Consider the following 25,341-nt stretch of genomic DNA (forward strand, 5'->3'; position numbering starts at 1 on the left):
ACCCGCTCCGGATCGGCTCCGGAGTGCTCGGATACGCTGGCCGGCATGCGTTTCGGGGTGCTCGGTCCACTGGCGGTATGGACCTCGGACGGCAGGCCGGTCCGGATCCCCGAGGTGAAGGTGCGCGCGCTGCTGGCCGAACTGGTGGTCGAGGCGGGCCGCGTGGTCCCCGCCGACCGGCTGATCGACCACCTGTGGGGCGAGAACCTCCCGTCCAACCCGGCGGGGGCCCTGCAGAGCCGGGTCTCACAGCTCCGGCGGGCCCTGGACGACGCCGAGCCGAGCGCCCGGGGCCTGGTGGTGTCCCGCGCCCCCGGCTACCTGCTGGACGCCGAGCCGGACGCCGTCGACATCGGCCGTTTCCAGGGGCTGCTGGCGCGGACCCGCACGGCGGCCTCCCCGCAGGAGCGCGCGATGCTGCTGGGCGACGCGTTGGCGCTGTGGCGGGGCCCGGCCCTGATCGACTTCGCGGACGAGGAGTTCGCGGGCCCCGAGATCACCCGGCTGGAGGAGCTGCGGCTCACCGCCCTGGAGGAGCAGGCCGAGGCGCGCCTCGACCTGCGCGAGCACGGCCAGCTCGCCGACGAACTCGGCGACCTGGTGGCCCGGCACCCACTGCGGGAACGACTCCGCGCCGCCCACCTGCGCGCCCTCTACCGGGCCGGCCGCCAGAACGAGGCGCTGGACGGCTATCGCGACCTGCGCGAGCGCCTCGCCGACGAGCTGGGCGTCGACCCGGGCCCTGAGCTGGCCGCGTTGCACCAGGCGATCCTGCGCCAGGACCCGTCCCTCGGCGCGCCGCCCGCCGAGGCCCCGCCGTCCAACCTGCCCGCCCCGCTCAGCGACCTGATCGGCAGGTCCGACGCCGTCGGCCAGGTGGGCGCGCTGCTCGGCGCGGGCCGGCTGGTGACGCTGACCGGGGCCGGCGGCGTCGGCAAGACCCGGCTGGCGGTGGAGGCGGCGCGCGGGCTCGGCGCGGCGTACCCGGACGGCGTGTGGCTGGTCGAGCTGGGATCCCTGCCCGCAACGGCCGGGCGCGACGAGGTCGCCGATCACGTCGCCGCCACCCTGCGGATCCGCGACGAGGGCACCGTGCCGGTCGGGACGCCGGCCGACTCGCTGGCCGAGGCGCTGGCCGCCCAGCGCCTGCTGCTGGTGCTGGACAACTGCGAGCACGTGATCGGGTCGGCGTCCGCGCTCGCCGCCGCGCTGCTGCGGGCCGTTCCCGGGCTGCGCGTGCTCGCGACCAGTCAGCGGCCGTTGGGTGTCGCCGGTGAACTGCTGTGGAGCGTTCCGCCGCTGACGGAGGCCGACGCCGTACGACTGTTCGCCGAACGCGCGAGGGCCGGCGCGCCCGGTTTCGCGCTGGACGCGGGCAACGCCGAGGCGGTGGCCGCGATCTGCCGGCGGCTGGACGGCATCCCGCTCGCCGTGGAGTTGGCCGCCACCCGGGTACGGGCGCTCGGCGTCCACGAACTCGCGGCGCGGCTGGACGACCGGTTCCGGCTGCTGGCCGCCGGGTACGGCGACGCCCCGGCCCGCCAGCGCACCCTGCGGGCCGTGATCGACTGGAGCTGGGAGCTGCTCGACCCCGAGGAACGGACCGTGCTGCGCCGGCTGGCCGTCCACGTCGACGGCTGCACGCTGCGGGCGGCGGAGGCCGTGTGCGGCGAGGACGGCCTCGACGTCCTGGACCTGCTCGCCGGGCTGGTCGACCGTTCGCTGGTCGCCGTGTCCGACCGCGACCGCAGCGACGGCCCCCGGTACCGGCTGCTCGAGTCGGTCGCCGCCTACTGCCGCGAACGGCTGCGCGAGGCGGGCGAGCTGGACGAGATCGAGCTGCGGCACCTGCGCCACTACTCGGCGCTGGCCGCCACCGCCGACGTCCACCTGCGCGGCCCGGCCCAGCGGGAGTGGCTGTGCCGCCTCGACGCGGAGACCGCCAACCTGCGGGCGGCCCTCGACACCGCCGTCCGGCTGCGGAACGGCGGGGCGTTGCCGCTGGTCAACTCGCTGGCCTGGTACTGGGTGCTGCGCGGCCGGCTCAGCGAGGGGGCCCGATCGTTCGGGCTGGCCCTCACGGGGGGCGGCCCCGAGGACGCGGTGGGCACCGCGCAGACCTGGCGGGCCGCGTTCCAGTTCCGGATGGGCGAGGTCACCGCACCGGGCGGGTCCGTTCCCCCGGCGACGAGGCCCGGCGACCTGGACGCGCTGGCCGGGCGGGCGCGGGCGCAATGGTTCCTGTCCGTGGCGAGGCTGGGGGTCGGGGATCCGCCCGAGAGCGAGGCGCAGACCGGTCGGGCGCTCACCCTGTTCCAGGCCCTCGGCGACCAGTGGGGGATCGCCGCCGCGCTGAGCACGCAGGCCCGTCAGTCCCTGCTGCGCAGCGACCTGACCCGCCTGCGGGAGCACGCCGAGGAGAGCATGGCCCTGTTCGGCGCGCTGGGCGACCGGTGGGGCAGGCTGCACGCGGGGTTCGCCCTCGGCCAGTACCACGAGATCGTCGGCGAGTACGAGCAGGCGGCGCGACTCCATCGCGAGGGCCTGCGGATCGCCGAGGACCTGGAACTGTGGACCGACGTGGCCGACCGCCTCTCCTCGCTCGGCCGCATCGCCCTGCTGAACGGTGACCACGCGCAGGCCGACGACCTGCACCGACGGGCCATGAAGCTCGCCGCCGAGCAGGCGTACGCGCTCGGCGAGGAGTTCGCCGGACTGGGCCTGGCCCTGAGCCTCCGACGGCAGGGTCGACTCGACGAGGCCGAGACCCTGATGCGCAGGTGGCTGGACTGGAACACCCGGATCGGCTCGGACATCGCGCTGTCCCTCATCCTCGCCGAGCTGGGCTTCGTCGCGGAGCTGCGCGGAGCCGCCGACACGGCCCGTGACCTGCATCTGCGAGGGCTCGACGCGGCCCGCAAGTCCGGTGACCGCCGCGCCGTCGCCCTCGCCCTGGAAGGGCTGGCGGGCGCCTGCGCCGTCGCCGGCCGCCACGACCGGGCGGCCCGGCTGCTCGGCACCGCCGGCGCGATCAGGGAGTCGACGGGCGCTCCGCTCCCGGCGGGGGAGCGGGGGGACGTCGACCGGATCACCGCCGCCGCCCGCGCCGCCCTGGGCCCCGACGCCTTCGCCGTCGAGCACGAGAAGGGCGCCCTTCAGGACGAGTCCGAAGTAGACCCGAAGTCCGTCTGATAAGCAACCCTCCGCGATCACGTTGTTGGATCTTGACGCGTCCGGGGGTCCTGTCGTCGTCTCCACCTCCATGGTCTCCGGCCGCCCGCCTCGGTACGTTCAAGATCGCTCCCAACCGCGGGTCATGCGAGGAGAACCATGCCTGGTGTCCGAGCACGAATCGGTGGATCGCGTCTCCGGCGGTGGTGGTCCGGGACCGCGGTCGCGGTCATCCTCCTCCCCGTCGCGGTCGTCGCTCCGGGGAACGCGGCGGCGACGCCGGCCCCCACGACGCAGCCGTACGACTTCAGCCGCGAGAAGGGGAAGGCGCTCGGCACCCACGGGCCGCTGCCCCAGGGCTTCTCCCGAACCGAGATCACGGTGAAGTTCCGCACCGAACGCCGCGTGCGGGTTCGCGGCGGCAAGGCGGTCGCGGGGAACGCCGCCGACGCCGCCGCCCTCACGGCCCTGCTCGACAGGTACCCGGGCATGGTGATCGACCGCCTGATGACCCGGTCGGAGCAGGAGGTCGCCGCCGAGCAGGACCGCCTGAAGAAGCGGCTCGGCCGCGAGGTGGCCGACCTGAACTCGTGGTTCGTGATCACGGTGCCCCACGACATCGAGGGGGTGCTCGCCGCGCTGAACCGGATGCCCGCCGTGGAGATCGCTCAGGCGCGGGCGCTGACCCGTACGCCGTCCGAACCCCTGCGGTCCCACCAGCACTACCGCAACGCGGTCGGCGCGAGCACGGGCACCGGGATCGACGCGGATCACGCCGCCACGCTGTCCGGCGGCAAGGGCGACGGCATCACGATCACCGACGTGGAGGGCGGCGGTGACTACGTTCCGAATCCGAGCCGCCTGCCCGGCTCGTTGGCCGCCTCCGACGGCCACTCGCTGATGGTCACCGCCGAGGCGCAACCCACCGTGTGGGCCTGGGGCGACAACTCCCAAGGCCAGCTCGGTGACGGCAGCACGACCTCGCGCACCACGATGACCCAGGTCAAGGGGTTGAGCGGCGTCAAGGCCGTCAGCGCCGGGGACGGCTTCTCCGTGGCGCTCACCACCGACGGGAGCGTGTGGACGTGGGGTGACAACTCCAAGGGCCAGTTGGGCGACGGCACCACGACGACCCGCCGCACCACGCCGGCCAAGGTCCCCGAGCTCGACGGGCTGACGGTCACCGCGATCAGCGCCGGCAGGGACGGCCACGTCCTCGCCGTGCTGGAATCGGGAGCGGTCGTGGCCTGGGGCACGGGCACCAGCGGTCAGCTCGGCAACGGCTCCGACACCAACAGCACCACGCCCGTGCTCGTCACCGGCCTCTCGGACGTCTCCACGACACCCGGTGCGATCGCCGCCGGCTATGGCTTCTCCACCGCCGTCCTGACCGACGGCACGGTCAAGACCTGGGGCGACGGCGGCTTCGGCCAGCTCGGCAACGGGCAGACCACCGACAGCGACACCCCCGTCAACGTCAGCGGCATCACCAACGCCACCCAGGTCGCCTCGGGCGGCGGTCACTCCCTGGCGCTGCTCTCGGACCGTTCGGTCAAGGCGTGGGGCCTCGGCGTCTCCGGCCAGCTCGGGGACGGCGGCAACACCAACCGCACCACCCCGGTCCCGGTGAGCGGCCTCGCCGATGCCACGGGCGTCTTCGCGGGCACCTTCCACAGCGGTGCCCTCAAGACCGACCACACGCTCTGGACCTGGGGCGACAACGGCCACGGACAACTGGGCAACGGCACCCCCACCGACTCCAACGTCCCGATCCGGTCCGCGATCGACACGGCGACCGCCGCGATGGGCCTCCAGCACACGGTCGCGGTCCTGCGCTCGGACCAGTTCCGGGCCTGGGGAGGCAACGGCGACGGCCAGCTCGGCGACGGCACGACCACGTCCAGCTCCGACCCGATCGTGCCGACGACGCTGCTGAACGTGTGGAACGTCTGCCACGAGGATCTGGCCGGCCGCCCCGCCCCGTACGGTCCGCCCGTCTGGTTGAAGCCCCTGGCGGGAGACCGCTGCCGACCCGGCGATCACGGCACCCCGGTGGTCGGGATCACGAGCGCCCGCGACGACAACGGGGTCGGCATGGCCGGCGTGGCGCCCCACGCCAGGCTCCAGCTCGGGCTCTTCGCGGCGAACGGGGTGGCCGCCGCCGTGGACGCCTCGGGACCGGGCGACGTGATCCTGCTCGAGGGCGTGGGGTGGACGCACAGCGCCGCGCTCGGCCACCGGAACTATCCGGTCGAGGTGTTCGCCGAGTACTACACCCTCGTGACCCGGGCCGTGGACAAGGGCGTCACCGTGATCGAGCCCGCCGGGAACGAGGGCAACAGCCTCGACTCCACCACGGACCCGTTCGAGCCGTTCACCACGTGGAAGCCGAAGCCCGACACCGGCGCGATCGTCGTCGGATGGGGTGAGCCGCCGGGAGGCACGGCGTGCAAGCCGGGCCACACTCCGCCCGCGCTCACCGCCTCCGTCAAGGCGACGCACGGCTCGAGGGTGGACCTCCAAGGCTACGGAGAGTGCGCCGCGACCATCGGCACCCCGGCGTACAAGAACCTCACTCCGAACGAGACCGACCCGAGCAAGCAGTACCGCGACAACTTCAACGGTGCCTCCGCCGCCAGCCCCATCGTGGCGGGCGCCGCAGCCGTGCTTCAGGGCATCGCCAAGCAGTCCGGCAAATACCTGGACCCCCGGCAGATGCGTGATCTGCTGGTCAGCACGGGCACTCCGCAGCCCGCCGGGGACCCCCGGCACATCGGCCCCCTGCCGAACCTCAAGGCCGCGATCGCCAAACTGAACGGCCCGACCGGACCCATCGCCTCGGGCATCGCCGGCAAGTGCGTGAACGTCGACCAGGGTGGCACGGCCAACGGCACCGCCGTCCAACTGTGGACCTGCGACGGCAGCGCACGGCAGGTGTGGACGATGAACCCCAACGGGAACATCCAGTCCTACGGAAAATGCCTGGACGTGACCTCCAGCGGCACGGCCAACGGCACCAAGGTCCAGCTCTGGGAATGCAACGACAGCGGCGCCCAACAATGGACGTACAACGCGACGACCAAGGCGCTGACCAACCCGCAATCGGGACGCTGCCTCGACGTGCCGGGCAGCACCACCACCGATGGGACCCAATTGCAGATCTACGACTGCAACCAGTCGAACGCCCAACGCTGGACGATCCCGGCATGAGGCTCCGCCGGACTCTGCGGGCCCTGGCCGCCACGGTGCTCGCGGGCACGGTCATCCAGGGCCTGCCCGCGGGCACCGCCCAAGCCGAAGTCGTCGCCGACCCGGCCTCCCTGGTCAATCCGTTCATCGGCACCTCGGGCGCGGGGAACACCTTTCCCGGCGCGGACGTGCCCTTCGGAATGGTCCAGTGGAGCCCGGACACCTGGAATCCCAACGGCTCGCCCTGGGACCCCAACGAGAAGAACCCGTGGGGCGGCGGTTACCGGTACGAAGACCTCTTGCTCAAGGGCTACAGCCTCACGCACCTGTCCGGCCCGGGGTGCGGCGGTGCCGGTGACGTTCCGATCCTGCCCACGGTCGGGACGGTCGACCTGGCCGCCGCCAGAGACCTCACCACCGGCTATTCGCACGCCAACGAGTCGGCCGGCGCCGGAAACTACGCCCTCACGACCAACGACGGCATCAAGACCGAGCTGACCGCCACGCAACGCACGGGAATGAGCCGTTTCACCTTTCCCGCCACCGCCGCCCGAGGCAATCTGCTCTTCAAGCTGGACCGGAGTCAGACCGGCAGCGCCAACCCCGCGCCCACTTGGACCACCGTGGGCGACCGGGAGATCACGGGCACGGTCACCACCGGCCGTTTCTGCGGCTTCAAGACCTACAAGATCCACTTCAGTGTCACGTTCGACCGGCCTTTCACCTCGGCCGCGTTCACCGCCGGCCACGGTGCGGCCCTCACCTTCGACACGACGAACGACAAGGTCGTGCACGCCAAGGCCGGGGTGTCCTACGTCTCCGTCGCGGGTGCCCGGGGGAACGTCGCCGCAGAGAACCCCGGCTGGGACTTCGGCGCGGTCAAGACGGCGGCCCACAGCACATGGAACAACGTCCTCGGCCGGATCGGCATCGCGGGCGGCACCCCCGCCCAGCAGACGATGTTCTACACGGCGCTCTACCATTCCCTGCTGCATCCCAACGTCGTCAGCGACTCCGACGGGAAATATCAGGGATTCGACAACGCCGTGCACACCGTCACCCCCGGCCATTCCGCCCAGTACGGCACGATCTCCGGCTGGGACATCTACCGCACGCAGGCGCAACTCAACGCCCTCGTCGCTCCGTCGGTGGCCTCCGACATCGCCCAGTCGATGGTCAACACCTACGCGCAGAGCGGCATGTTGCCCAAATGGTCGCTCAACAACATCGAGACCTTCGTCATGGTGGGCGATCCGGGTGCCGTCCTGCTCGCCGATTACCACGCGTTCGGAGCCACGGACTTCGACACCACGGCCGCCCGCAACGCCATGGTGAATCAGGCCACGACACCGAACAACATCCGTCCGGGCGTGGAGCATCTGGACACCTACGGCTATCTGCCGAGCAACGCGGCCCAGAACTGCGTCAACGGCGTCACCTGCTCCACCTATCCCTACAGCACGTACGGGAACGTCTCGACCTCCCTCGAATACAACACCGCCGACTTCGCGGTCGCGGCCTTCGCCGGCGCCACCGGAGACACCGCGACACGGACCCGACTCCAGAACCGCGCACAGAACTGGCGGAACCTCTTCAACCCCGCGAGCGGATTCATGCAGCCGCGCATCGCCGGGGGAGCCTGGGCCGGGGCGTTCGACCCGACGACCCCTCGCGGCACCTCCGACCCCAACGGCCTGTACGACTTCGTCGAGGGCACCTCGTGGCAGTACACGGGAATGGTCCCGTTCAACATCGCGGGCCTCTCCTCGGCGTTCGGCGGGAACGCGAAGCTGACCCAGTACCTCGACGGCGTCCTGTCCGAGCTGCGCGGCGCCGGCGGTCGCGCCGATCTCGGCAACGAGCACAGCATCGGCCTGCCGTGGATGTACGACTACGTCGGCGCGCCCCACAAGACACAGCAGACGGTCCGCCGGGTCCAGAACGAGCTCTGGTCGAACAACCCCTGGGGGATCCCCTCCAACGACGACCTGGGCACGATGAGCGCCTGGTACGTGTGGTCGGCCCTCGGCATGTACCCGATGACCCCCGGGACGTCGGACCTGGCGCTCGGCAGCCCGGTGTTCACCCAGGCCGTTCTCACGCTCCCCAGCGGCAACACCCTGACCATCAACGCGCCGGGGGCCGCCACCGACGCCCCCTACGTGCAGTCGGCCACCTTCAACGGCGCGGCCTGGAACAACGCGTACCTGCCCCAGAACGCCATCACCTCCGGCGGAACGTTCGGGTACACCCTCGGGACGTCACCCAACACGTCGTGGGCCTCCGCCCCGTCGGCGGCGCCCCCCTCGTACGGCGGAACGCCGGTGACCCCGCCCGCTCAGGGGCCGAGCGGTCCGATCACCTCGGACCTCCCGGGCAAGTGCGTGGACGTCGACCAGAGCAGCCAGGCCAACGGCACCGCCGTCCAACTGTGGACCTGCAACAACTCCGCCGCACAACACTGGACGATCAACGCCGACAAGACCGTCACCGCGCTGGGCAAATGCCTGGACGTGGTGTCCGGCGGCACCGCCAACGAGACGAAGGTCCAACTCTGGCAGTGCAACGGCGGCGCGGCCCAGCAGTGGACCTACGACACGACGGCCAAGGCGTTCCGCAACCCCGCGTCCGGCCGCTGCCTCGACGTGCCGGGCGGCGCGACCGCCGACGGAACAAGGCTCCAGATCTACGACTGCAACCAGACCAACGCCCAGCGCTGGACGGCGCCCCAGAGTTGACGGCGGAGGTTCGAACCGCAACCCGCACCAGTGCCCGGTCGCTTCAGGCGGGCGGCCCGGAGCGCAAGCGGAGGGCCGGCCGGCTGAAGACCCCGACGACCGGGCGCGGGGGGCGTGGGGGGTCGCCCCCCCACACGAAAACACGCGCTAGTCGACGCTTTCGAGGCCCTCGCCCGGGGCCTCGGTGAGGCGCTGCAGGTAGTTCTGCTCGCCCAGGGACCGGACCAGGCTCAGCTCGGTCTCCAGGTAGTCGACGTGCTGCTCCTCGTCGGCGAGGATGTCCTCGAAGATCCGCGCCGAGGTGACGTCGCCGCGCGAGCGCATCAGCTCGATGCCGGGGCGCAGCCGCGCGACGGCCTCCAGCTCGATCGCCAGGTCGGCCTCGAGCTGCTCCACGACGGTCTGGCCGATGCGGAGCGGGTTGAGCTTCTGGTAGTTGGGCAGCCCCTCGAGGAACAGGATGCGGTCCGTCAGGCGTTCCGCATGCCGCATCTCGTCGATGGACTCCTCGCGAGTGTGCTTCGCGATCCGGGTGTAGCCCCAGTTCTGCTGCATCTTGGCGTGCAGGAAGTACTGGTTGATCGCCGTGAGCTCGGCGGTGAGCTGCTCGTTGAGCAGCGCGATGATGTCCTTGTCGCCTTCCATGGATCTCATGCTTCCATGCGATCGACGGCTTAGGACAGCATAAGATCCCCGACCGGCCCTGTGATGTCGCACAACACAGGCGGTACGGGGTGATGGGCCCGTTATGTCAGGCGGCGGTCGAGGACGCGGACCCCCCTTCGGCGGTCATGCCGACTCCGGCGCCCACCCCGACCTGGGCGGGCGCGTCGGAGGAGACGGCCTCCAGGGGCAGCGGGCCGCCGGTGAAGGCGTCCGCGAGCTCACTCGCCGTGCGCGCCTCGCTGACGATGGCGCACAGGCGCTTGGTGCACACCCCGCAGCCGGGCTTCATCCCGCACGCCTGCCGGACCTCCCTGGTGCTGCAGGCGCCGGCGGCGACGCAACCGCGTACGTCGTCCTCGGTGACACCGTTGCAGATGCAGATGTACATCCGGCCGGGAGACCTCTCGGGAGGGCGCGGGGGAGCGCGCGCTGTTCAGGGCGACCTCGTACCTCATTAGGTAAGGCTCCCCTAAGGTAACCCACGGATGTCCGAATTGGCCAGTCCTCGTCCCGCCGGTGTGATCCCCCCCTTGGAGGGAAGGCACCCTGATGGCATCGAGGAGGCGGTACGTGGGGAGCTTCTGGCCCGGGCAGGCCTATCCGCTGGGAGCCCATTTCGATGGGGCAGGGACCAACTTCGCGGTGTTCTCCGAGGTCGCCGAACGGGTGGAGCTGTGCCTGTTCGACGACGCCGGACCGGAGGGGAACGAGACGAGGCTCACGTTGCCGGAGGTCGACGGCTTCGTCTGGCACGGCCATCTGCCGGGCATCATGCCCGGTCAGCGCTACGGGTTCCGGGTGCACGGGCCCTACGACCCGCACCAGGGCCTGCGCTGCAACCCGAACAAGCTGCTGCTGGACCCGTACGCCCAGGCCGTCGAGGGCCGGATCGACTGGGACCAGTCCTGTTTCGGCTACACCTTCGGGGATCCGTGGTCGCGCAACGATCTCGACTCCGCGCCGCACACCATGCGGTCGGTGGTGACCAACCCGTACTTCGACTGGGGCGACGACCGGCCGCCGCGCACCCCGTACCACGAGACGGTGATCTACGAGGCCCACGTCAAGGGCCTGACCGTGTCCCATCCCGACATCCCGGAGCGGATGCGCGGCACCTACGCCGGGCTCGGCCATCCGGTGATGATCGAGTACCTGGCCGACCTGGGCGTCACCGCCGTGGAGCTGATGCCGGTGCACCAGTTCGTCCACGACGACCTGCTGATCAAGCGGGGGCTGCGCAACTACTGGGGCTACAACACCATCGGGTTCTTCGCCCCGCACAACGAGTACGCGGCCGCCGGGCAGCGCGGCGAGCAGGTGCTGGAGTTCAAGGCGATGGTGAAGGCCCTCCACGAGGCGGGCATCGAGGTGATCCTCGACGTGGTCTACAACCACACCGCCGAGGGCAACCATCTGGGTCCGACGCTGTCGTTCCGGGGGCTGGACAACCCGTCGTACTACCGACTGGTCGACGACGACCCCCGCTACTACATGGACACCACGGGCACCGGCAACAGCTTCCTGATGCGGTCGCCGCACGTGCTCCAGATGATCATGGACTCGCTGCGGTACTGGGTCACCGAGATGCACGTGGACGGGTTCCGCTTCGACCTGGCCGCCACGCTGGCCCGCGAACTGCACGAGGTGGACCGGCTGTCGGCGTTCTTCGACCTCGTCCAGCAGGACCCGGTCGTCTCCCGCGTCAAGCTGATCGCCGAGCCCTGGGACGTCGGCGAGGGCGGCTACCAGGTCGGCAACTTCCCCCCGCTGTGGACCGAGTGGAACGGCCGCTACCGCGACACCGTGCGCGACTACTGGCGGGGCCGTCCGGCGACCATGGCCGACTTCGCCTCCCGGCTGACCGGCTCCTCGGACCTGTACGCCGACGACGGCCGCCGGCCCAGCGCCTCGATCAACTTCGTGACCTGCCACGACGGGTTCAGCCTGCACGACCTGGTGTCGTACAACGTCAAGCACAACGACGCCAACGGCGAGGGCAACCGGGACGGCAGCGACGACAACCGGTCGTGGAACTGCGGCTACGAGGGCCCCACCGACGACCTGAACGTGCTGGCGCTGCGCGAGCAGCAGAAGCGCAACCTGCTGGCCACCCTGTTCCTCTCGCAGGGCGTCCCGATGCTCTCCCACGGGGACGAGCTGGGCCGCACGCAGCGCGGCAACAACAACACCTACTGCCAGGACGACGAGCTGGCCTGGATGGACTGGGAGCGGCTGCGCGACAACTTCCCGCTGCTGGACTTCGTGCAGAAGCTGACCCGGTTGCGCGCGGCCCATCCGGTGTTCCGCCGCCGGCGGTTCTTCCGGGGGCGACCGCCGACCGACCCGGCCGACTCGCGGCTGTCGGACATCGGCTGGTTCACCCCGGACGGCCGGGAGATGGCCGAGCCGGACTGGCTGGCCGGGTTCGCCAAGTCCCTCCAGGTCTTCCTGAACGGCGAGGCCATCAGCGAACCGGGCCGGCACGGCGAGCGGATCCGGGACGACTCGTTCCTGCTGATCTTCAACGGCCATCACGGGGACCTGCGGTTCACCCTGCCGCCGGACCGATACGGCGACTCCTGGCTCAGGGTGATCGACACCGCCGACCCGATGCTGGCGGAGGAGCAGAACGCGGGCTCCCTGAAGGCGGAGGAGACGCTGGTCGTGGAGGGCCGCTCCATCCAGGTGCTCCGCCGTGTCTGAGCCTCGGGCGACCTACCGGATCCAGTTGCGCGAGGAGTTCGGGTTCGCGCGGGCCGCCGCGCTGGCCCCGTACCTGGCGGCGCTCGGGGTGTCGCACGTGTACCTGTCGCCCATCCTCCAGGCCGCGCCCGGCTCGGCCCACGGGTACGACGTCGTGGACCACACCCGCGTCTCCGAGGCGCTGGGCGGGGAGGACGGGTTCCGCGCCATGGTGGCCCGGTTCCGGGAGGCGGGGCTCGGGGTCGTGGTCGACATCGTGCCCAACCACATGGCGATCCCGGCGCCCGAGAGCCTCAACCGGCCGCTGTGGTCGGTGCTGGCCGAGGGCCGCGCATCGCCGTACGCGCGGTGGTTCGACATCGACTGGGAGGCCGGGGAGGGCCGCGTCGTCATGCCGGTCCTCGGCGACGGCGACGTACCGACGCGTGAGGACGACGTGCTGCGCTACCACGAGCACATGTTCCCGCTGCCCGACGATCACTACCGTCTGGCCCCCTGGCGGGAGGGGCCCAACTACCGGCGCTTCTTCGAGATCTCGTCGCTGGCGGGGCTGCGGGCCGAGGACCCGGAGGTGTTCGACCGCACCCACGGGCTGATCTTGAGGCTGGTCCGCGAGGGGCTGATCGACGGCCTGCGGGTCGACCATCCCGACGGGCTGGCCGCGCCCCGCGCCTATCTCGACCGGTTGGCCGAGGCGACCGGCGGCGTCTGGACGGTCGTGGAGAAGATCCTCACCGGCCCCGAGGAACTCGCCCCCGACTGGGCGTGCGCGGGTACCACCGGGTACGACGCGCTGGGCATGGTCGGCGGGGTGTTCGTCTCCCCGCGCGGCGAAGGGCCCCTGACCGAGGTGTACGACGGCGCCGTCCCTTTCGAGCAGGTCGCCTACGAAGCCAAGCGCCAGTCGGCCGAAGGGGGCCTGGCGCCCGAGGTGGAGCGCCTGCACCGGGCGCTGTGCCGCGTGCTCCCCTCGTACGGCACCGGCGAGTTGAGGGATGCGCTGCTGGAGCTGCTGGTGGCCATGCCCGTCTACCGCGTCTACGTGGAGCCCGGCGAGGAGGTGTTTCCGCAGACCGAGAGCGTCTTGGAGGCGGCCACCGAGGCGGCCCGGTCCAGGCTCCCCGCCGAACTTCACCCGGCTCTGGAGGCGATCGTCCCCGTCGTCTCCGGCAAGGTGGGCTGCACCGACGCCGCCGCCGAGGTGGCGGTCCGCTTCCAGCAGACCGCCGCTCCGCTGATGGCCAAGGGCGTCGAGGACACCGCCTTCTACCGCTGGTCACGGCTCGTCTCCCGCAACGAGGTCGGGGGCGAGCCCGACCGGTTCTCGGTGAGCCCCGAGGAGTTCCACGCCTTCTGCGGCCGGCTGGCCCGCGACTGGCCGGCCACGATGACCACGCTGTCCACGCACGACACCAAGCGCCAAGAGGACGTGCGCGCCCGCCTGGCGGTCCTCGCCGAGCTGCCCGAGGCGTGGGCCGAGACGCTCCGGGACCTCCGCTCCCCGGACTCGCCGCTGGAGCCCGACCTTGAGCACCTGCTCTGGCAGACGGTCGTGGGCGCCTGGCCGCTGAGCCCCGAACGGCTCGCGGAGTACCTCACCAAGGCCATGCGCGAGGCCAAGACCCGCACCTCTTGGACCGACCCCGATCCCGCCTACGAGGCGGCGGTGCTGGAGTACGCGCGGTCGATTCCAGCGGAACGGGTCGCCGCGTTCACAGCCCGCCTCGAGCCCTACGCGCGAGTCAACGTCCTGGGCCAGAAGCTCGTTCAGCTCACCATGCCCGGGGTGCCCGACGTCTACCAGGGCTGTGAGCTGGTCGCCCTGTCGCTGGTCGACCCCGACAACCGGCGGCCCGTCGACTACGACGACCGACGCGCCCGCCTGACCCGCCTCGACGCGGGCGAGCCGCCCCGCGACCTGGACGACGAGAAGCTCCTGGTCACCTCACGCGCCCTGCGCGCACGCCGCCCCGGCCCGTACGAGCCGCTGAACGCCACTGGCCCCGCCGCCGAGCACGCCCTCGCCTTTCGCTGCGGCGAAACCGTCACCGTCGTCACCCGGCTGCCCGTCGGGCTGGAACGCGGCGGGGGCTGGCACGACACCGCCCTCGCCCTCGACGGCGGTCCCTGGCGCGACGTCCTGACCGGCGTCCTGCACCACGACCTGCGCTTGAACGCGTTGCTCGCCCGACTACCCGTCGCCCTGCTCGTTCCCACGGAGGATCGCGGGTGACGGCGTCCGAGGCGTGCCGTGCCGGGGGCGATGACCCGTGCCTTGAGGTCGGCGATGGCGACGCGCCACCCGTTCCCGGGATTCTGCTCGTTCGAGGGGAGCGCGGGTGACCGTTTTCGAGGTGTGGGCGCCCGAGGCGGGTCGTGTCGAGGTGGACGTGGACGATGTGCGGCACCTCATGCAGCCGGTCGCCCGCAGGCCGGGCTGGTGGTCGGTCGAGGTGCCGGCCGCCTCGCACGGCACCGACTACGGCTTCGTCCTCGACGACGGCGACGTGCTGCCCGACCCGCGTTCGCGATGGCAGCCGCACGGGGTGCACGGCCGCAGCCGGGTGTACGACGACGACCTCCACGAGTGGGGCGACGACGGGTGGCGCGGTCGGCCGCTCGCGGGCGCCGTCCTGTACGAGCTGCACGTCGGCACGTTCACCCCGGAGGGGACGTTCGACGCGGCGGTCGATCGGCTCGACCACCTGGTGTCCCTCGGCATCGACATCGTGGAGCTGCTGCCGGTGGCGGCGTTCCCGGGCGAGCGCGGCTGGGGGTACGACGGGGTCCACCTGTGGGCGGTCTACGAGCCGTACGGAGGGCCCGGCGGGTTGAAGCGCTTCGTGGACGCCTGCCATCGGCGCGGGCTGGCCGTCGTGCTCGACGTCGTCTACAACCACCTCGGCCCCAGCGGCAACTACCTGAGCCGGTACGGGCCCTACTTCACCTCGGCGTACCACACGCCCTGGGGTCCGGCCGTGAACCTCGACCAGCCAGGGTCCGACGAGGTGCGCGCCTACGTGGTCGAGAACGCCCTGATGTGGCTGCGCGACTACCACCTGGACGGTCTGCGGCTCGACGCGGTGCACGCCCTCGCCGACACCAGGGCCGTCCACGTCCTGGAGGAGCTGGCGACCCGGGTCGAGACCCTGCGGGGCCACCTCGGCCGCGACCTGTTCCTGATCGCCGAGTCGGACCTGAACGACCCCCGCCTGGTCACCCCCCGCGAGACGGGCGGCCTCGGGATGGACGCGCAGTGGAGCGACGACTTCCACCACGCCCTCCACGCGGCGCTGACCGGGGAGCGCCAGGGCTACTACTGCGACTTCGGGCCGTTGGAGGTGCTGGCCCGTGCGCTGACCGAGGTGTTCGTGCACAACGGCACCTGGTCGACGTTCCGGGGCCGCAGCCACGGGCGGCCCGTCGACGTGTCGCGGACGTCGGCCCACCGGTTCCTCGGCTACCTGCAGAACCACGACCAGGTCGGCAACCGCGCCACCGGCGACCGGCTGTCCGGCGGTCTCGACCCGGGGCTGCTCAAGATCGGTGCGGCCCTGCTGCTGACGGGGCCGTTCACTCCCCTGCTGTTCATGGGGGAGGAGTGGGGGGCCACGACCCCGTGGTGCTACTTCACCGACCACGAGGAGACGGAATTGGGTCGTGCGGTCACGGAGGGCCGCCGCCGCGAGTTCGCCCGGCACGGCTGGACGGGCGAGGTCCCCGATCCCCAGGCCGTGGACACGTTCCGGCGCTCGGTCCTCGACTGGTCCGAGCCCGGCCGGGCCCCGCACGACGCGCTGCTCGCCTGGCACCGGGAGCTGATCGCGCTCCGTCGCCGCCTGCCCGAGCTCACCGATCCCCGGCTGACCGAGGTGATCGTCGACCACGACGAGACCGAACACCGCCTCGTCATGCGGCGCGGCCGGGTGACCGTCGCCGCCAACCTCGGCTCGGCGCCCGTGCTGGTCCCGGTGCCGCCGGGCGAGCCGCTGCTGACCTCGGACCCGGCGATCACCGTGTCCGCCGGCCTGGTCGCCCTGCCCGGCGTCGCGGTGGCGGTGCTCGGGCCCGGCCCGGGTCCTGTTTCGGGTCCTGTACGGAGTTGACCGGCGGACCGCCGATATCACCACGAACCATGCCATCGAGGGACGAACTTCGGCGCGTGGCCGGCGGCCCCGACACCGCCCCATGGCCCGTTCCCGCTCCAGGCCGGTGGCGTTACGTACGGTTACATCGGGTTTTACCCGGGTATTGCGGTATTCGAGGATGTACTACACGTGGCAAACCGCAGGTCAAGAGCCCCGCACCACCCGGGAAACGTTCATGAATGGTCATACGATGCCGACATGACCTCTGTACTGCTCGCCGAGGACGACACGTCCATCTCCGAGCCTCTCGCCCGTGCGCTGCGGCGCGAGGGGTACACCGTTGAAGTCAGCCCCGACGGTCCGCAGGCCCTGGAGAGGGCCCTCGGAGGCGGCGTCGACCTCATCGTGCTCGACCTGGGGCTGCCCGAGCTCGACGGCCTGGAGGTGGCCCGCCGGGTGCGTTCCGAGGGCCATGGCGTGCCCATCCTCATCCTGACCGCCCGCGCCGACGAGGTCGACACCGTCGTCGGCCTCGACGCGGGCGCCGACGACTACGTGACCAAGCCGTTCCGGCTGGCCGAGCTGCTGGCCCGGGTCCGGGCGCTGCTGCGCCGCGGCAGCACCGAGACACCCATCGTGCAGGGCGTCCGGATCGACGCCGAGTCCCGCCGCGCCTGGATGGGCGACCAGGAGCTCCAGCTCACCACCAAGGAGTTCGACCTGCTCCGGGTGCTGGTCCGCGACGCCGGCAAGGTGGTGACCCGCGAACAGATCATGCGCGAGGTGTGGGACACCAACTGGTGGGGCTCCACCAAGACCCTCGACATGCACATCTCGTGGCTCCGCCGCAAGCTCGGCGACGACGCCGCCAGCCCGCGCTACATCACCACCGTTCGCGGGGTCGGCTTCCGCTTCGAGCGCGGAGACTGACGTACCGCGTCGTGACCACGCGTTCCCGGACGGGCCGCGCCCCGGGCGTCGGCCCGGTTCCTCACGTGAACGCGGCACCGTTCGACTGAAGGAGGAGCCCGATGAGGCGTCGGCTGCTGCTGTCGACCCTCGCGGTGGCGCTCGTCGCCATCCTGCTGCTGGGCATCCCGCTCGGGTACGCCACCCACCGCCTCATCTACGAGGAGGCGCACCAGTCGCTGGAGCGCGAGACCTCGACGATCCTGGGCGGCGTGCAGCTCAGCCTGAGCACGGGCCGCATGGTCACCGCCGACCGGATCGCCCAGGGGTACCCGGGCCGGTACGTCGTGATCAGGCTGCCCGACGAGACCGTCCTGACCGCCGGTGACCGTTTCCGCAAGGGCACCGAGCTGCTCACCGACTCGCGCACCGCGGGCGGCGTGCACGTCCAGGTGTCCCACCCCGCCGCCGAGGTCCGCGAGGAGGCGCTGCGGCAACTGCTGCTGATCGGCAGTCTGGCGCTGCTGGGCGTGGCGGTGACCGTCGGGCTGGCCATGTTCCAGGCCCGCAAGTTCACCCTGCCGCTCAGCGACCTCGCCGAGACCGCCGACCGGCTCGGCTCCGGCAACGCCCGTCCGCGCCGCCGGCGCTACGGGATCCCGGAGGTGGACCGGGTGGCCGAGGTGCTGGACCGCAGCGCCGTGCGGATCGCCGATCTGCTGGCGGCCAGCCGCGAGTTCGCCTCGGACGCCAGCCACCAGCTCCGCACCCCGCTGACCGCGCTGTCGATGCGGCTCGAGGAGATGATCGAGTCCGCCGACCATCCCGACATCGTCCGGGAGGAGGGCGCCGCGGCGCTCTCCCAGGCCGAGCGGCTGGTCGCGGTCGTCGAGCAACTGCTGGCCCGCGCCCGGCACGACCGGACCGGCGCCGCCGAGCCGGTGGCCGTGGACGACGTGGTGGCCCAGCAGGTGGAGGAGTGGCGGCCCATCTTCCGGCGGGCCGGGCGCGACATCCGGCTCACCGGCGAGCACGGGCTGATCGGGCTGGTCAGCCCGGCGAGCCTGTCGCAGATCGTGGCCACGCTGCTGGACAACTCGCTGGTGCACGGCGCCGGCACCGTCACGATCACCACCAAGAACAGCGCCAGCTCGGTCGTGGTGGAGGTCGGCGACGAGGGCCAGGGCGTCCCGCCCGAGCTGGAGCGCCGGGTGTTCGAACGCAGCGTCACCGGCGGCGGCGGCACCGGGCTCGGCCTCTACCTGGCCCGCTCGCTGGCCGTGGTGGACGGTGGACGGCTGGAGCTGCTCCAGGCCCGCCCGGCGGTGTTCGCGGTGTTCCTGCGGCAGGCGGCGGAGATGCACCTGGCCGCGGAGCCGGTCGTGGTCGGCCCGGCCTAGGGGCCGGTCCGGGCGGACGCCTAGCGGCGGTTGCTCAGCGGAGGAGGCCCGGTGCGCTCGCCGGGCTTGTCGTGCCGACCATGCCCCTGAGGCGCGCGGCGGTGCCCGTTCGCGGCGCCCTCACGAGGGGCGGGCCCGGCCTCGGGGAGGCCCGAGTGCGGGTCGATCGCGGGGGCCTCGACCGGGAGGAACACCCACTTCTTGTACGACCAGAACCGGAACAGGGTGGCCACGCCGGTGCCGATGACCAGGGCGATGTTGTACGCCACCGGCCCCTCCTGGCCCAGGCCGTAGTGGGTGAACCCGATGAACAGGTTCGTGATCACCAGCCCGACGCCGTTCAGCGCGAAGAACAGCATGTACTCGCGGCCCAGCCCCGACCGGTCGCGATGCCGGAACGTCCAGTAGCGGTTGGCGGCGTACGCGAACGTCGCGGCGACCACGGTGGCGACCACGAACGACTTCAGCGGGCCCAGCTCCAGGCCGAACTGCAGCGCGTTGGCCAGGCCGATGGTGATGACGAACGCCGCGGCGCCGACGCTGCCGAACTTCGCGAGCTCGCGCACGAGGTGCTCGAACCGCCGATAGAGATTGGCGACCAGGCTCACGAAGAGGAACCGTCCTTCCGGGCAACGGGGCAACGGGGGTTCTCCGGCACAACGAGAATAGAGGCATGATGCGGCAGTGGTGTCTGAAGCGTGGTGCTTCGGTCGACACCGAGGGTCCCTGCCCCCTGTGAGCGCCCCCATCCCTTAGACGCCCGGCCCGCCCGCGACGTTCACTCCCGTGGGGCCGATAGCCTTCCCGATGTGAGAGAACCTGGTCAGATGCCCGTCGTGGGCATGGTGGGGGGCGGGCAACTGGCCCGGATGACCCAGCAGGCCGCGATCGGGCTCGGTGCGCAGCTCCGGGTGCTGGCCGCCTCCCCGCAGGACTCCGCGGCACGGGTCTGCGCGGACGTCCGGATCGGCGAGCACACCTCCCTGGAGGATCTGCGCGGCTTCGTCAAGGGCTGCGTCGTGGTCACCTTCGACCACGAGCACGTCCCGCCCGCGTTCATCCGGGCCCTGGAGGAGGACGGGACGGCCTGCCGGCCGGGCTCGGCGGCGCTGCTCCACGCCCAGGACAAGCTGGTGATGCGGGAACGGCTGAGCGCCGCCGGCGCCCCCTGCCCCCGGTTCGCCGCGATCCCCGCCGACACGGCGCTCGCCGCGCTGGAGGCGTTCGGCCGTGAGACCGGCTGGCCGGTCGTGCTCAAGGCCACCCGGGGCGGCTACGACGGCAAGGGCCTGTGGATCCTCCCCGACGCCGGCCCCGCGACCGCCGAGCTGGTGGACCGCCTGGTCGACGAGGGTGTCGCGCTGATGGCCGAGGAGCACGTCCCGTTCCGCCGCGAGCTGGCCGCGCTGGTCGCCCGTTCCCCGTACGGGCAGGGCGCCGCGTACCCGGTGGTCGAGACCGTCCAGCGGGACGGCATCTGCCACGAGGTGATCGCGCCCGCCCCCGGCCTGGACGACGACCTCGCCGCCGAGGCCCAGCGCCTCGCCCTCGACATCGCCGCCCGGTTGGACGTCGTCGGGCTGCTGGCGGTGGAGCTGTTCGAGACCGAGGACGGCGTCCTGGTGAACGAGCTGGCGATGCGCCCGCACAACTCGGGGCACTGGACGATCGAGGGCTCCCGCACCTCCCAGTTCGAGCAGCACCTGCGCGCCGTGCTGAACCTGCCGCTGGGCTCCACCGAGCCCACCGCCCGGTACACGGTCATGGCGAACGTGCTCGGCGGCGACGACCCCGACCTGTACCCGCGCTACATCCACGTGATGGCGCACGACCCGGCGGTGAAGGTCCACTTCTACGGCAAGGACGTCCGGCCGGGCCGCAAGATCGGCCACGTGACGGCGATGGGCGACGATCTCGACGAGGTCCTGGAACGCGCCCGGCACGCCGCCGAGTACCTGCGCTCGGGCCCCGCCATGAAGGAGACGCGATGACGGCACCGCTGGTCGGCGTGGTGATGGGCAGCGACTCCGACTGGCCCGTCATGAGGCTCGCGGCCGAAGCGCTGGACGAGTTCGAGGTGCCCTACGAGGCCGACGTGGTCTCCGCGCACCGGATGCCGCACGACATGATCGCCTACGGCTCGGAGGCCGCCTCCCGCGGCCTGCGGGTGATCATCGCGGGGGCCGGCGGCGCGGCCCACCTGCCCGGCATGCTGGCCTCGGTCACCCCGCTCCCGGTGATCGGCGTGCCGGTGCCGCTGAAGTACCTGGACGGCATGGACTCGTTGCTGTCGATCGTCCAGATGCCCGCCGGCGTGCCGGTCGCCACCGTCGCCGTGGGCGCCGCCCGCAACGCCGGGCTGCTGGCCGTCCGCATCCTGGCGGCCTCCGACGAGGCCCTTCGGACGCGGATGACGGCCTTCCAACAGGACCTGTACGCCCAGGCCAAGGCCAAGGGCGCCCGCCTGCGGGACTCGCTCTAGGGCTCAGTGCCGCGCGGCCCACTCCACGGCCGGGCACCGGTCCATCACGACGTCGAGGCCCGCCGCCAGCGCCCGTTCGGCGGCGGCCTCGTCGATCACGTCGAACGGCAGCCACACCGCGCCGGCGCCCCGGGCGATCGCCTCGTCGATGACGGCGCCGGCGAACTCCGAGCGCCGATAGACCCCCACCACGTCGATCGTCACGTCCTCGGGGATCTCCGCCAGGGAGGCGTACGCCCGTTCGCCGAACACGGGCGCCGTGTCGGGATGCACGGGCACGATCCGCTTGCCCCGCTCCCGCAGCCGCCGCGCCTGGTCGTGCACCGTTCTGCCCGGGCTGTCGGCCAGGCCGACGAACGCCCACGTCCGCGACTCGTCCAGGAGTCGAGTGATCACTTCCGGATCCGCGTATCGGTCACCCATGTCCGGTGCAACCGCGCGGGCGGGGGTTTGCTTCCGTCAGGGGCGACCCAGGGCGCGGTAGTTCCAGCCGGCGGCACGCCAGCGTTCGGGGTCCAGGGCGTTGCGGCCGTCCACGATGTTCTTCTCGGCGACGACGGCGCCGAGCGCGTCCGGGTCCATGTCGCGGAACTCGGCCCACTCGGTGAGCAGCAGGACCACGTGCGCGTCGCGGGCGGCGTCAAGGGCCGAGTCGCCGTAGGCGAGGGACGGCTGGGCGCGGCGGGCGTTGTCGAGGGCCTGCGGGTCGTAGACGGTGACCTTGCCGCCCTGGGAGCGGATCGTGGCCGCCACGTCGAGGGCGGGGGAGTCGCGGACGTCGTCGGAGTTGGGCTTGAACGCCGCCCCCAGGACCCCCACGGTCCGGCCGATGAACGAGCCGCCGAGCAGTTCGCGGGCCAGGTCCACCATGCGGATCCGGCGGCGCATGTTGATCGCGTCGACCTCGCGCAGGAACGACAGGGCCTGGTCGACCCCCAACTCCCCGGCGCGGGCCATGAAGGCGCGGATGTCCTTGGGCAGGCAGCCGCCGCCGAAGCCGAGACCGGGGCCCAGGAACTTGCCGCCGATCCGGTCGTCGTAGGAGAGGGCCTCGGAGAGCTTCGTCACATCGGCGTGGGCGGCCTCGCAGACCTCGGCCATCGCGTTGATGAAGGAGATCTTGGTGGCCAGGAAGGCGTTCGCGGACACCTTGACCAGCTCGGACGTGGGGTAGTCGGCCACGATGAAGGGCGACCCCTCGGAGATCATCGGCGCGTACACCTCGCGCAGCGTCTCCTCCGCCCAGGCGGCGGCGCCCGGGTCGCCCGGCACGCCGATCACGATCCGGTCGGGGTGCATCGTGTCCTGGACGGCGAAGCCCTCGCGGAGGAACTCCGGGTTCCAGGCGAGCACCGCCTCCTCGCCCGCCGGGGCGAGCTGCGTCAGCCGCGTCGCCAGCCGCTGGGCGGTGCCCACGGGCACCGTGGACTTGCCCACCACCAGGCAGCGGCGGTCCAGCCTCGGTGCGAGCGCGGCCACCGCGTCGTCGACGTGGCTCAGGTCCGCCGCGTACTCGCCCTGCTGCTGCGGAGTGCCCACGCAGACGAAGTGGACGTCGCCGAACTCGGCGAGCTCGTCGTAGGAGGTGGTGAAGTGCAGCCGCCCGTTGGCGAGATTGCGCTGCAGCACCGTCTCCAGGCCCGGCTCGTAGACCGGCAGGTCGCCGGACGACAGCCGGTCGATCTTGTCCTTGTCGACGTCCAGTCCCAGGACCTCGTACCCCAGGTCGGCCATGCAGGCGGCGTGCGTGGCACCCAGGTAACCGGTGCCGATCACCGTCAGACGGTGGGCCAAGGCAACTCCCTCCCTCACGGGCCGCCTGACGCGTCCCTCGCCCGACCGGGCATCTTTACCGATCGGTAGCATTCACTGTATGAGCCTCGACTATCCCGCATACGCCCCGTCCGAGGAGCACGAGCTCCTGCGCCAGACGGTCCGTGAGCTCGCCGAAGCCAAGATCGCCCCGCATGCCGCCGAGGTCGACGAGGCCGGCGAGTTCCCCCAGGACGCCCTCGACGCGCTGGTCGCGAACGACCTGCACGCCGTGCACGTCCCGGAGTCCTATGGCGGCCCCGGGGCCGACGCGCTCGCCACGGTGATCGTCATCGAGGAGGTCGCGCGGGTGTGCATGTCCTCGTCGTTGATCCCGTCGGTGAACAAGCTCGGCTCCGTGCCGGTGCTGCTGTCCGGCTCCGAGGAGTTGAAGAAAAAGTATCTGAGTCCGATGGCCCGCGGCGAGGCCATGTTCTCGTACGCCCTGTCGGAGGCCGAGGCCGGGTCCGACGCCGCGTCGATGAAGACCCGCGCGGTGCGCGACGGCGACCACTGGGTGCTGAACGGCGCCAAGATGTGGATCACCAACGCCGGGGTCTCGGAGTACTACACCGTCATGGCGGTCACCGACCCCGCCGCCGGCGCCCGCGGCATCTCCGCCTTCGTCGTGGAGAAGTCCGACCCCGGGGTGTCCTTCGGCCCCAAGGAGAAGAAGCTCGGCATCAAGGGCTCCCCGACCCGCCAGGTCATCCTGGAGGACGTCCGGATCCCCGCCGACCGCCTCATCGGCGACGAGGGCGCCGGCTTCAAGACCGCCCTCGCCACCCTCGACCACACCCGCATCACCATCGCGGCCCAGGCCCTCGGCGTCGCCCAGGGCGCCCTGGACTACGCCGTCGGGTACATCAAGGAGCGCAAGCAGTTCGGCAAGGCCATCGCCGACTTCCAGGGCATCCAGTTCATGGTCGCCGACATGGCCATGAAGATCGAGGCCGCCCGCCAGCTCACCTACCACGCCGCGATCAAGTCCGAGCGCGCCATGCTGGGCGAGAAGGTCCCCGACCTGACGTTCGTCTCCTCCGCCTGCAAGTGCCTGGCCTCGGACGTGGCCATGGAGGTCACCACCGACGCCGTCCAGCTCCTCGGCGGCTACGGCTACACCCGCGAGTTCCCCGTCGAGCGCATGATGCGCGACGCCAAGATCACCCAGATCTACGAGGGCACCAACCAGATCCAGCGCATGGTCATGGCCCGCCAGATCCTCAAGTGATTCCCCCTGCCCCGACCCACGGAGCCCCGGGACGACCGCCGAACGGCCCCACCGACCGCTCAGCGATCATCCCGGGGCTCCGTCGTTCCCCGTCCGCGGGCGACGCGGAACCCACGCTCGAAGGCGCACTCCGACCCGCTCCATGGCCCCGTTGAGCCTCACTCCCCGACCAACCTCCGAGCCAGAACGCGAAGCGGCCCTTCAAGAGCTCCCACGTCGCGGTGGCGACGCAACTGGAGGCACACGCAGAGCTGCGCGAGCCGCCCGTCCGGGCTTTCGAGCACCTCGCGCCATCGCTCGTACACCTGCGCGGCGACCTCGGGAACGAGCAGGCTGGTGCAGTACAGCGTCGCCGCGTCGGTACCGGCGGGCGCCGCCCCCCAGAACTCCCAGTCGAGCAGGAACGGCCCGCCGTCCTCGCCGTTGGTGACGTTGGTCCACCGCAGATCCCCGTGTTGTGTCACCCACCGCTCGACCTGCGTGGGCACCCCCGGCCCGTACGCCCGACGCATCGCCGCGGTGATCTGCTCCTGCGTGCGCGGCACCCGCTCCGTGGAATGCCCCGCCAGAGCCGTCAGAGACGCCTCCAGCCCGTCCCACCACCCTTCGCCCAGGGAAGGCGCCACCGTGAGCGCCTCGTGCGGCGAGCAGACCGGCTCCCGCACCCGCTCCCACAACTCCCCCCGAACGACCTGCCCGTCGCGCCCCCACGAGCAGACGGAATGCAGCCCCGGCCGCCGCAACCCCACCACCGACGGAGCGAGCAACGGCCCCATCCACAGCGGCCCGCGATCCTGTCCCTCGGCGACGGCGATCACCCGCAACCAGTACGAGTCCCCGACCGGCCCCGACAACGTCCGACCTCGCACTCCCAGGACTTGATCGGCGTCCGCCGGAGCGGCCACCCCGAGGAGCTCGGCGGCGTGGGCCAACTGCACCCGCATCCACCTCA

At 71.7% G+C, this 25,341-nt stretch carries 17 protein-coding genes; 11 read left to right on the forward strand and 6 right to left on the reverse strand.

The genetic code is table 11. From position 1 onward, the window contains the following. Positions 1–45 precede the first annotated feature (45 nt). The 3 genes from DFJ69_RS18825 to DFJ69_RS18835 all read left to right on the forward strand — a co-directional run bounded on the left by DFJ69_RS18825 (position 46) and on the right by DFJ69_RS18835 (position 9,098). Entirely contained in the window at positions 46–3,192 is a 3,147-nt protein-coding gene (locus DFJ69_RS18825; protein WP_116023807.1) for an ATP-binding protein, read from the forward strand. Positions 3,193–3,330: 138 nt separating this feature from the next. Then, positions 3,331–6,381, forward strand: coding sequence for an RICIN domain-containing protein (locus tag DFJ69_RS18830; RefSeq protein WP_116023808.1), 3,051 nt, complete (start codon positions 3,331–3,333; stop codon positions 6,379–6,381). Continuing rightward, the gene (locus tag DFJ69_RS18835) at positions 6,378–9,098 is read left to right on the forward strand and encodes a lectin (protein WP_116023809.1); all 2,721 of its coding nucleotides are present in this window, start codon (positions 6,378–6,380) and stop codon (positions 9,096–9,098) included. The genes DFJ69_RS18830 and DFJ69_RS18835 overlap by 4 nt, the downstream gene beginning before the upstream one ends. Before the next feature lie 147 nt (positions 9,099–9,245). On the opposite strand, the gene bfr is transcribed toward DFJ69_RS18835, so the two are convergent. Both bfr and DFJ69_RS18845 read right to left on the reverse strand, forming a co-directional pair. After that, positions 9,246–9,743, reverse strand: coding sequence for a bacterioferritin (gene bfr, locus DFJ69_RS18840; protein WP_116023810.1), 498 nt, complete (start codon positions 9,741–9,743; stop codon positions 9,246–9,248). 106 nt (positions 9,744–9,849) lie between these two features. Beyond that, the gene (locus tag DFJ69_RS18845; RefSeq protein WP_116023811.1) at positions 9,850–10,152 is read right to left on the reverse strand and encodes a (2Fe-2S)-binding protein; all 303 of its coding nucleotides are present in this window, start codon (positions 10,150–10,152) and stop codon (positions 9,850–9,852) included. 182 nt (positions 10,153–10,334) lie between these two features. Between DFJ69_RS18845 and glgX the strand changes: the two genes are divergently transcribed. The 5 genes from glgX to DFJ69_RS18870 all read left to right on the forward strand — a co-directional run bounded on the left by glgX (position 10,335) and on the right by DFJ69_RS18870 (position 18,864). Further along, on the forward strand, positions 10,335–12,467 hold the full coding sequence (gene glgX, locus DFJ69_RS18850; protein WP_211328657.1) for a glycogen debranching protein GlgX: 2,133 nt from the start codon (positions 10,335–10,337) through the stop codon (positions 12,465–12,467). Next, complete coding sequence (gene treY / locus DFJ69_RS18855) at positions 12,460–14,700, forward strand: malto-oligosyltrehalose synthase (protein WP_116023813.1); 2,241 nt, start codon at positions 12,460–12,462, stop codon at positions 14,698–14,700. Before glgX ends, treY begins: the two co-directional genes overlap by 8 nt. Positions 14,701–14,806: 106 nt before the next feature. After that, positions 14,807–16,573, forward strand: a complete 1,767-nt coding sequence (treZ, locus tag DFJ69_RS18860; RefSeq protein WP_116023814.1) for a malto-oligosyltrehalose trehalohydrolase — start codon at positions 14,807–14,809, stop codon at positions 16,571–16,573. Between the two features lie 240 nt (positions 16,574–16,813). Then, positions 16,814–17,485 carry a response regulator transcription factor gene (locus tag DFJ69_RS18865; RefSeq protein ID WP_103944101.1) on the forward strand — a complete coding sequence of 224 codons (672 nt, stop codon included), beginning with the start codon at positions 16,814–16,816 and terminating at the stop codon, positions 17,483–17,485. 101 nt (positions 17,486–17,586) lie between these two features. Beyond that, a complete protein-coding gene (locus DFJ69_RS18870) occupies positions 17,587–18,864 on the forward strand; it encodes an ATP-binding protein (protein WP_116023815.1) in 1,278 nt (425 codons plus the stop codon). A gap of 20 nt (positions 18,865–18,884) precedes the next feature. Here the strand turns inward: DFJ69_RS18870 and DFJ69_RS18875 are convergent, their stop codons facing one another. Then, positions 18,885–19,472 (reverse strand): GtrA family protein, encoded by a 588-nt coding sequence (locus DFJ69_RS18875; protein ID WP_245974452.1) that lies wholly within the window; start codon positions 19,470–19,472, stop codon positions 18,885–18,887. A 219-nt stretch (positions 19,473–19,691) separates the two neighbouring features. On the opposite strand from DFJ69_RS18875, the gene DFJ69_RS18880 reads away from it, so the two are divergent. Next, on the forward strand, positions 19,692–20,855 hold the full coding sequence (locus DFJ69_RS18880; RefSeq protein WP_116023817.1) for a 5-(carboxyamino)imidazole ribonucleotide synthase: 1,164 nt from the start codon (positions 19,692–19,694) through the stop codon (positions 20,853–20,855). Further along, positions 20,852–21,346, forward strand: coding sequence for a 5-(carboxyamino)imidazole ribonucleotide mutase (gene purE, locus DFJ69_RS18885; RefSeq protein ID WP_116023818.1), 495 nt, complete (start codon positions 20,852–20,854; stop codon positions 21,344–21,346). Before DFJ69_RS18880 ends, purE begins: the two co-directional genes overlap by 4 nt. Before the next feature lie 3 nt (positions 21,347–21,349). Here purE and DFJ69_RS18890 read toward each other — a convergent pair whose 3' ends face one another. Continuing rightward, positions 21,350–21,769, reverse strand: a complete 420-nt coding sequence (locus DFJ69_RS18890; protein WP_116023819.1) for a CoA-binding protein — start codon at positions 21,767–21,769, stop codon at positions 21,350–21,352. Positions 21,770–21,805: 36 nt separating this feature from the next. Continuing rightward, positions 21,806–23,140, reverse strand: coding sequence for a UDP-glucose dehydrogenase family protein (locus DFJ69_RS18895; RefSeq protein ID WP_116023820.1), 1,335 nt, complete (start codon positions 23,138–23,140; stop codon positions 21,806–21,808). A gap of 79 nt (positions 23,141–23,219) precedes the next feature. Here DFJ69_RS18895 and DFJ69_RS18900 point away from each other — a divergent pair, with 79 nt between their 5' ends. After that, positions 23,220–24,389, forward strand: coding sequence for an acyl-CoA dehydrogenase (locus DFJ69_RS18900; RefSeq protein WP_116023821.1), 1,170 nt, complete (start codon positions 23,220–23,222; stop codon positions 24,387–24,389). A gap of 158 nt (positions 24,390–24,547) precedes the next feature. Here DFJ69_RS18900 and DFJ69_RS18905 read toward each other — a convergent pair whose 3' ends face one another. Continuing rightward, entirely contained in the window at positions 24,548–25,333 is a 786-nt protein-coding gene (locus tag DFJ69_RS18905) for a phosphotransferase (protein ID WP_116023822.1), read from the reverse strand. Between the last annotated feature and the right edge of the window lie 8 nt (positions 25,334–25,341).

Source organism: Thermomonospora umbrina, from assembly GCF_003386555.1.
Lineage (GTDB): Bacteria > Actinomycetota > Actinomycetes > Streptosporangiales > Streptosporangiaceae > Thermomonospora > Thermomonospora umbrina.

Bases quoted from the DNA above. Each gene is read 5' to 3' on its own strand.
- bfr (WP_116023810.1), bottom strand. From the start codon at position 9,743: ATGGAAGGCGACAAGGACATCATCGCGCTGCTCAACGAGCAGCTCACC.
- purE (WP_116023818.1), top strand. From the start codon at position 20,852: ATGACGGCACCGCTGGTCGGCGTGGTGATGGGCAGCGACTCCGACTGG.
- DFJ69_RS18845 (WP_116023811.1), bottom strand. From the start codon at position 10,152: ATGTACATCTGCATCTGCAACGGTGTCACCGAGGACGACGTACGCGGT.
- DFJ69_RS18880 (WP_116023817.1), top strand. From the start codon at position 19,692: ATGCCCGTCGTGGGCATGGTGGGGGGCGGGCAACTGGCCCGGATGACC.
- DFJ69_RS18825 (WP_116023807.1), top strand. From the start codon at position 46: ATGCGTTTCGGGGTGCTCGGTCCACTGGCGGTATGGACCTCGGACGGC.
- DFJ69_RS18870 (WP_116023815.1), top strand. From the start codon at position 17,587: ATGAGGCGTCGGCTGCTGCTGTCGACCCTCGCGGTGGCGCTCGTCGCC.
- DFJ69_RS18835 (WP_116023809.1), top strand. From the start codon at position 6,378: ATGAGGCTCCGCCGGACTCTGCGGGCCCTGGCCGCCACGGTGCTCGCG.
- DFJ69_RS18865 (WP_103944101.1), top strand. From the start codon at position 16,814: ATGACCTCTGTACTGCTCGCCGAGGACGACACGTCCATCTCCGAGCCT.
- DFJ69_RS18830 (WP_116023808.1), top strand. From the start codon at position 3,331: ATGCCTGGTGTCCGAGCACGAATCGGTGGATCGCGTCTCCGGCGGTGG.
- DFJ69_RS18900 (WP_116023821.1), top strand. From the start codon at position 23,220: ATGAGCCTCGACTATCCCGCATACGCCCCGTCCGAGGAGCACGAGCTC.
- DFJ69_RS18905 (WP_116023822.1), bottom strand. From the start codon at position 25,333: ATGCGGGTGCAGTTGGCCCACGCCGCCGAGCTCCTCGGGGTGGCCGCT.
- DFJ69_RS18890 (WP_116023819.1), bottom strand. From the start codon at position 21,769: ATGGGTGACCGATACGCGGATCCGGAAGTGATCACTCGACTCCTGGAC.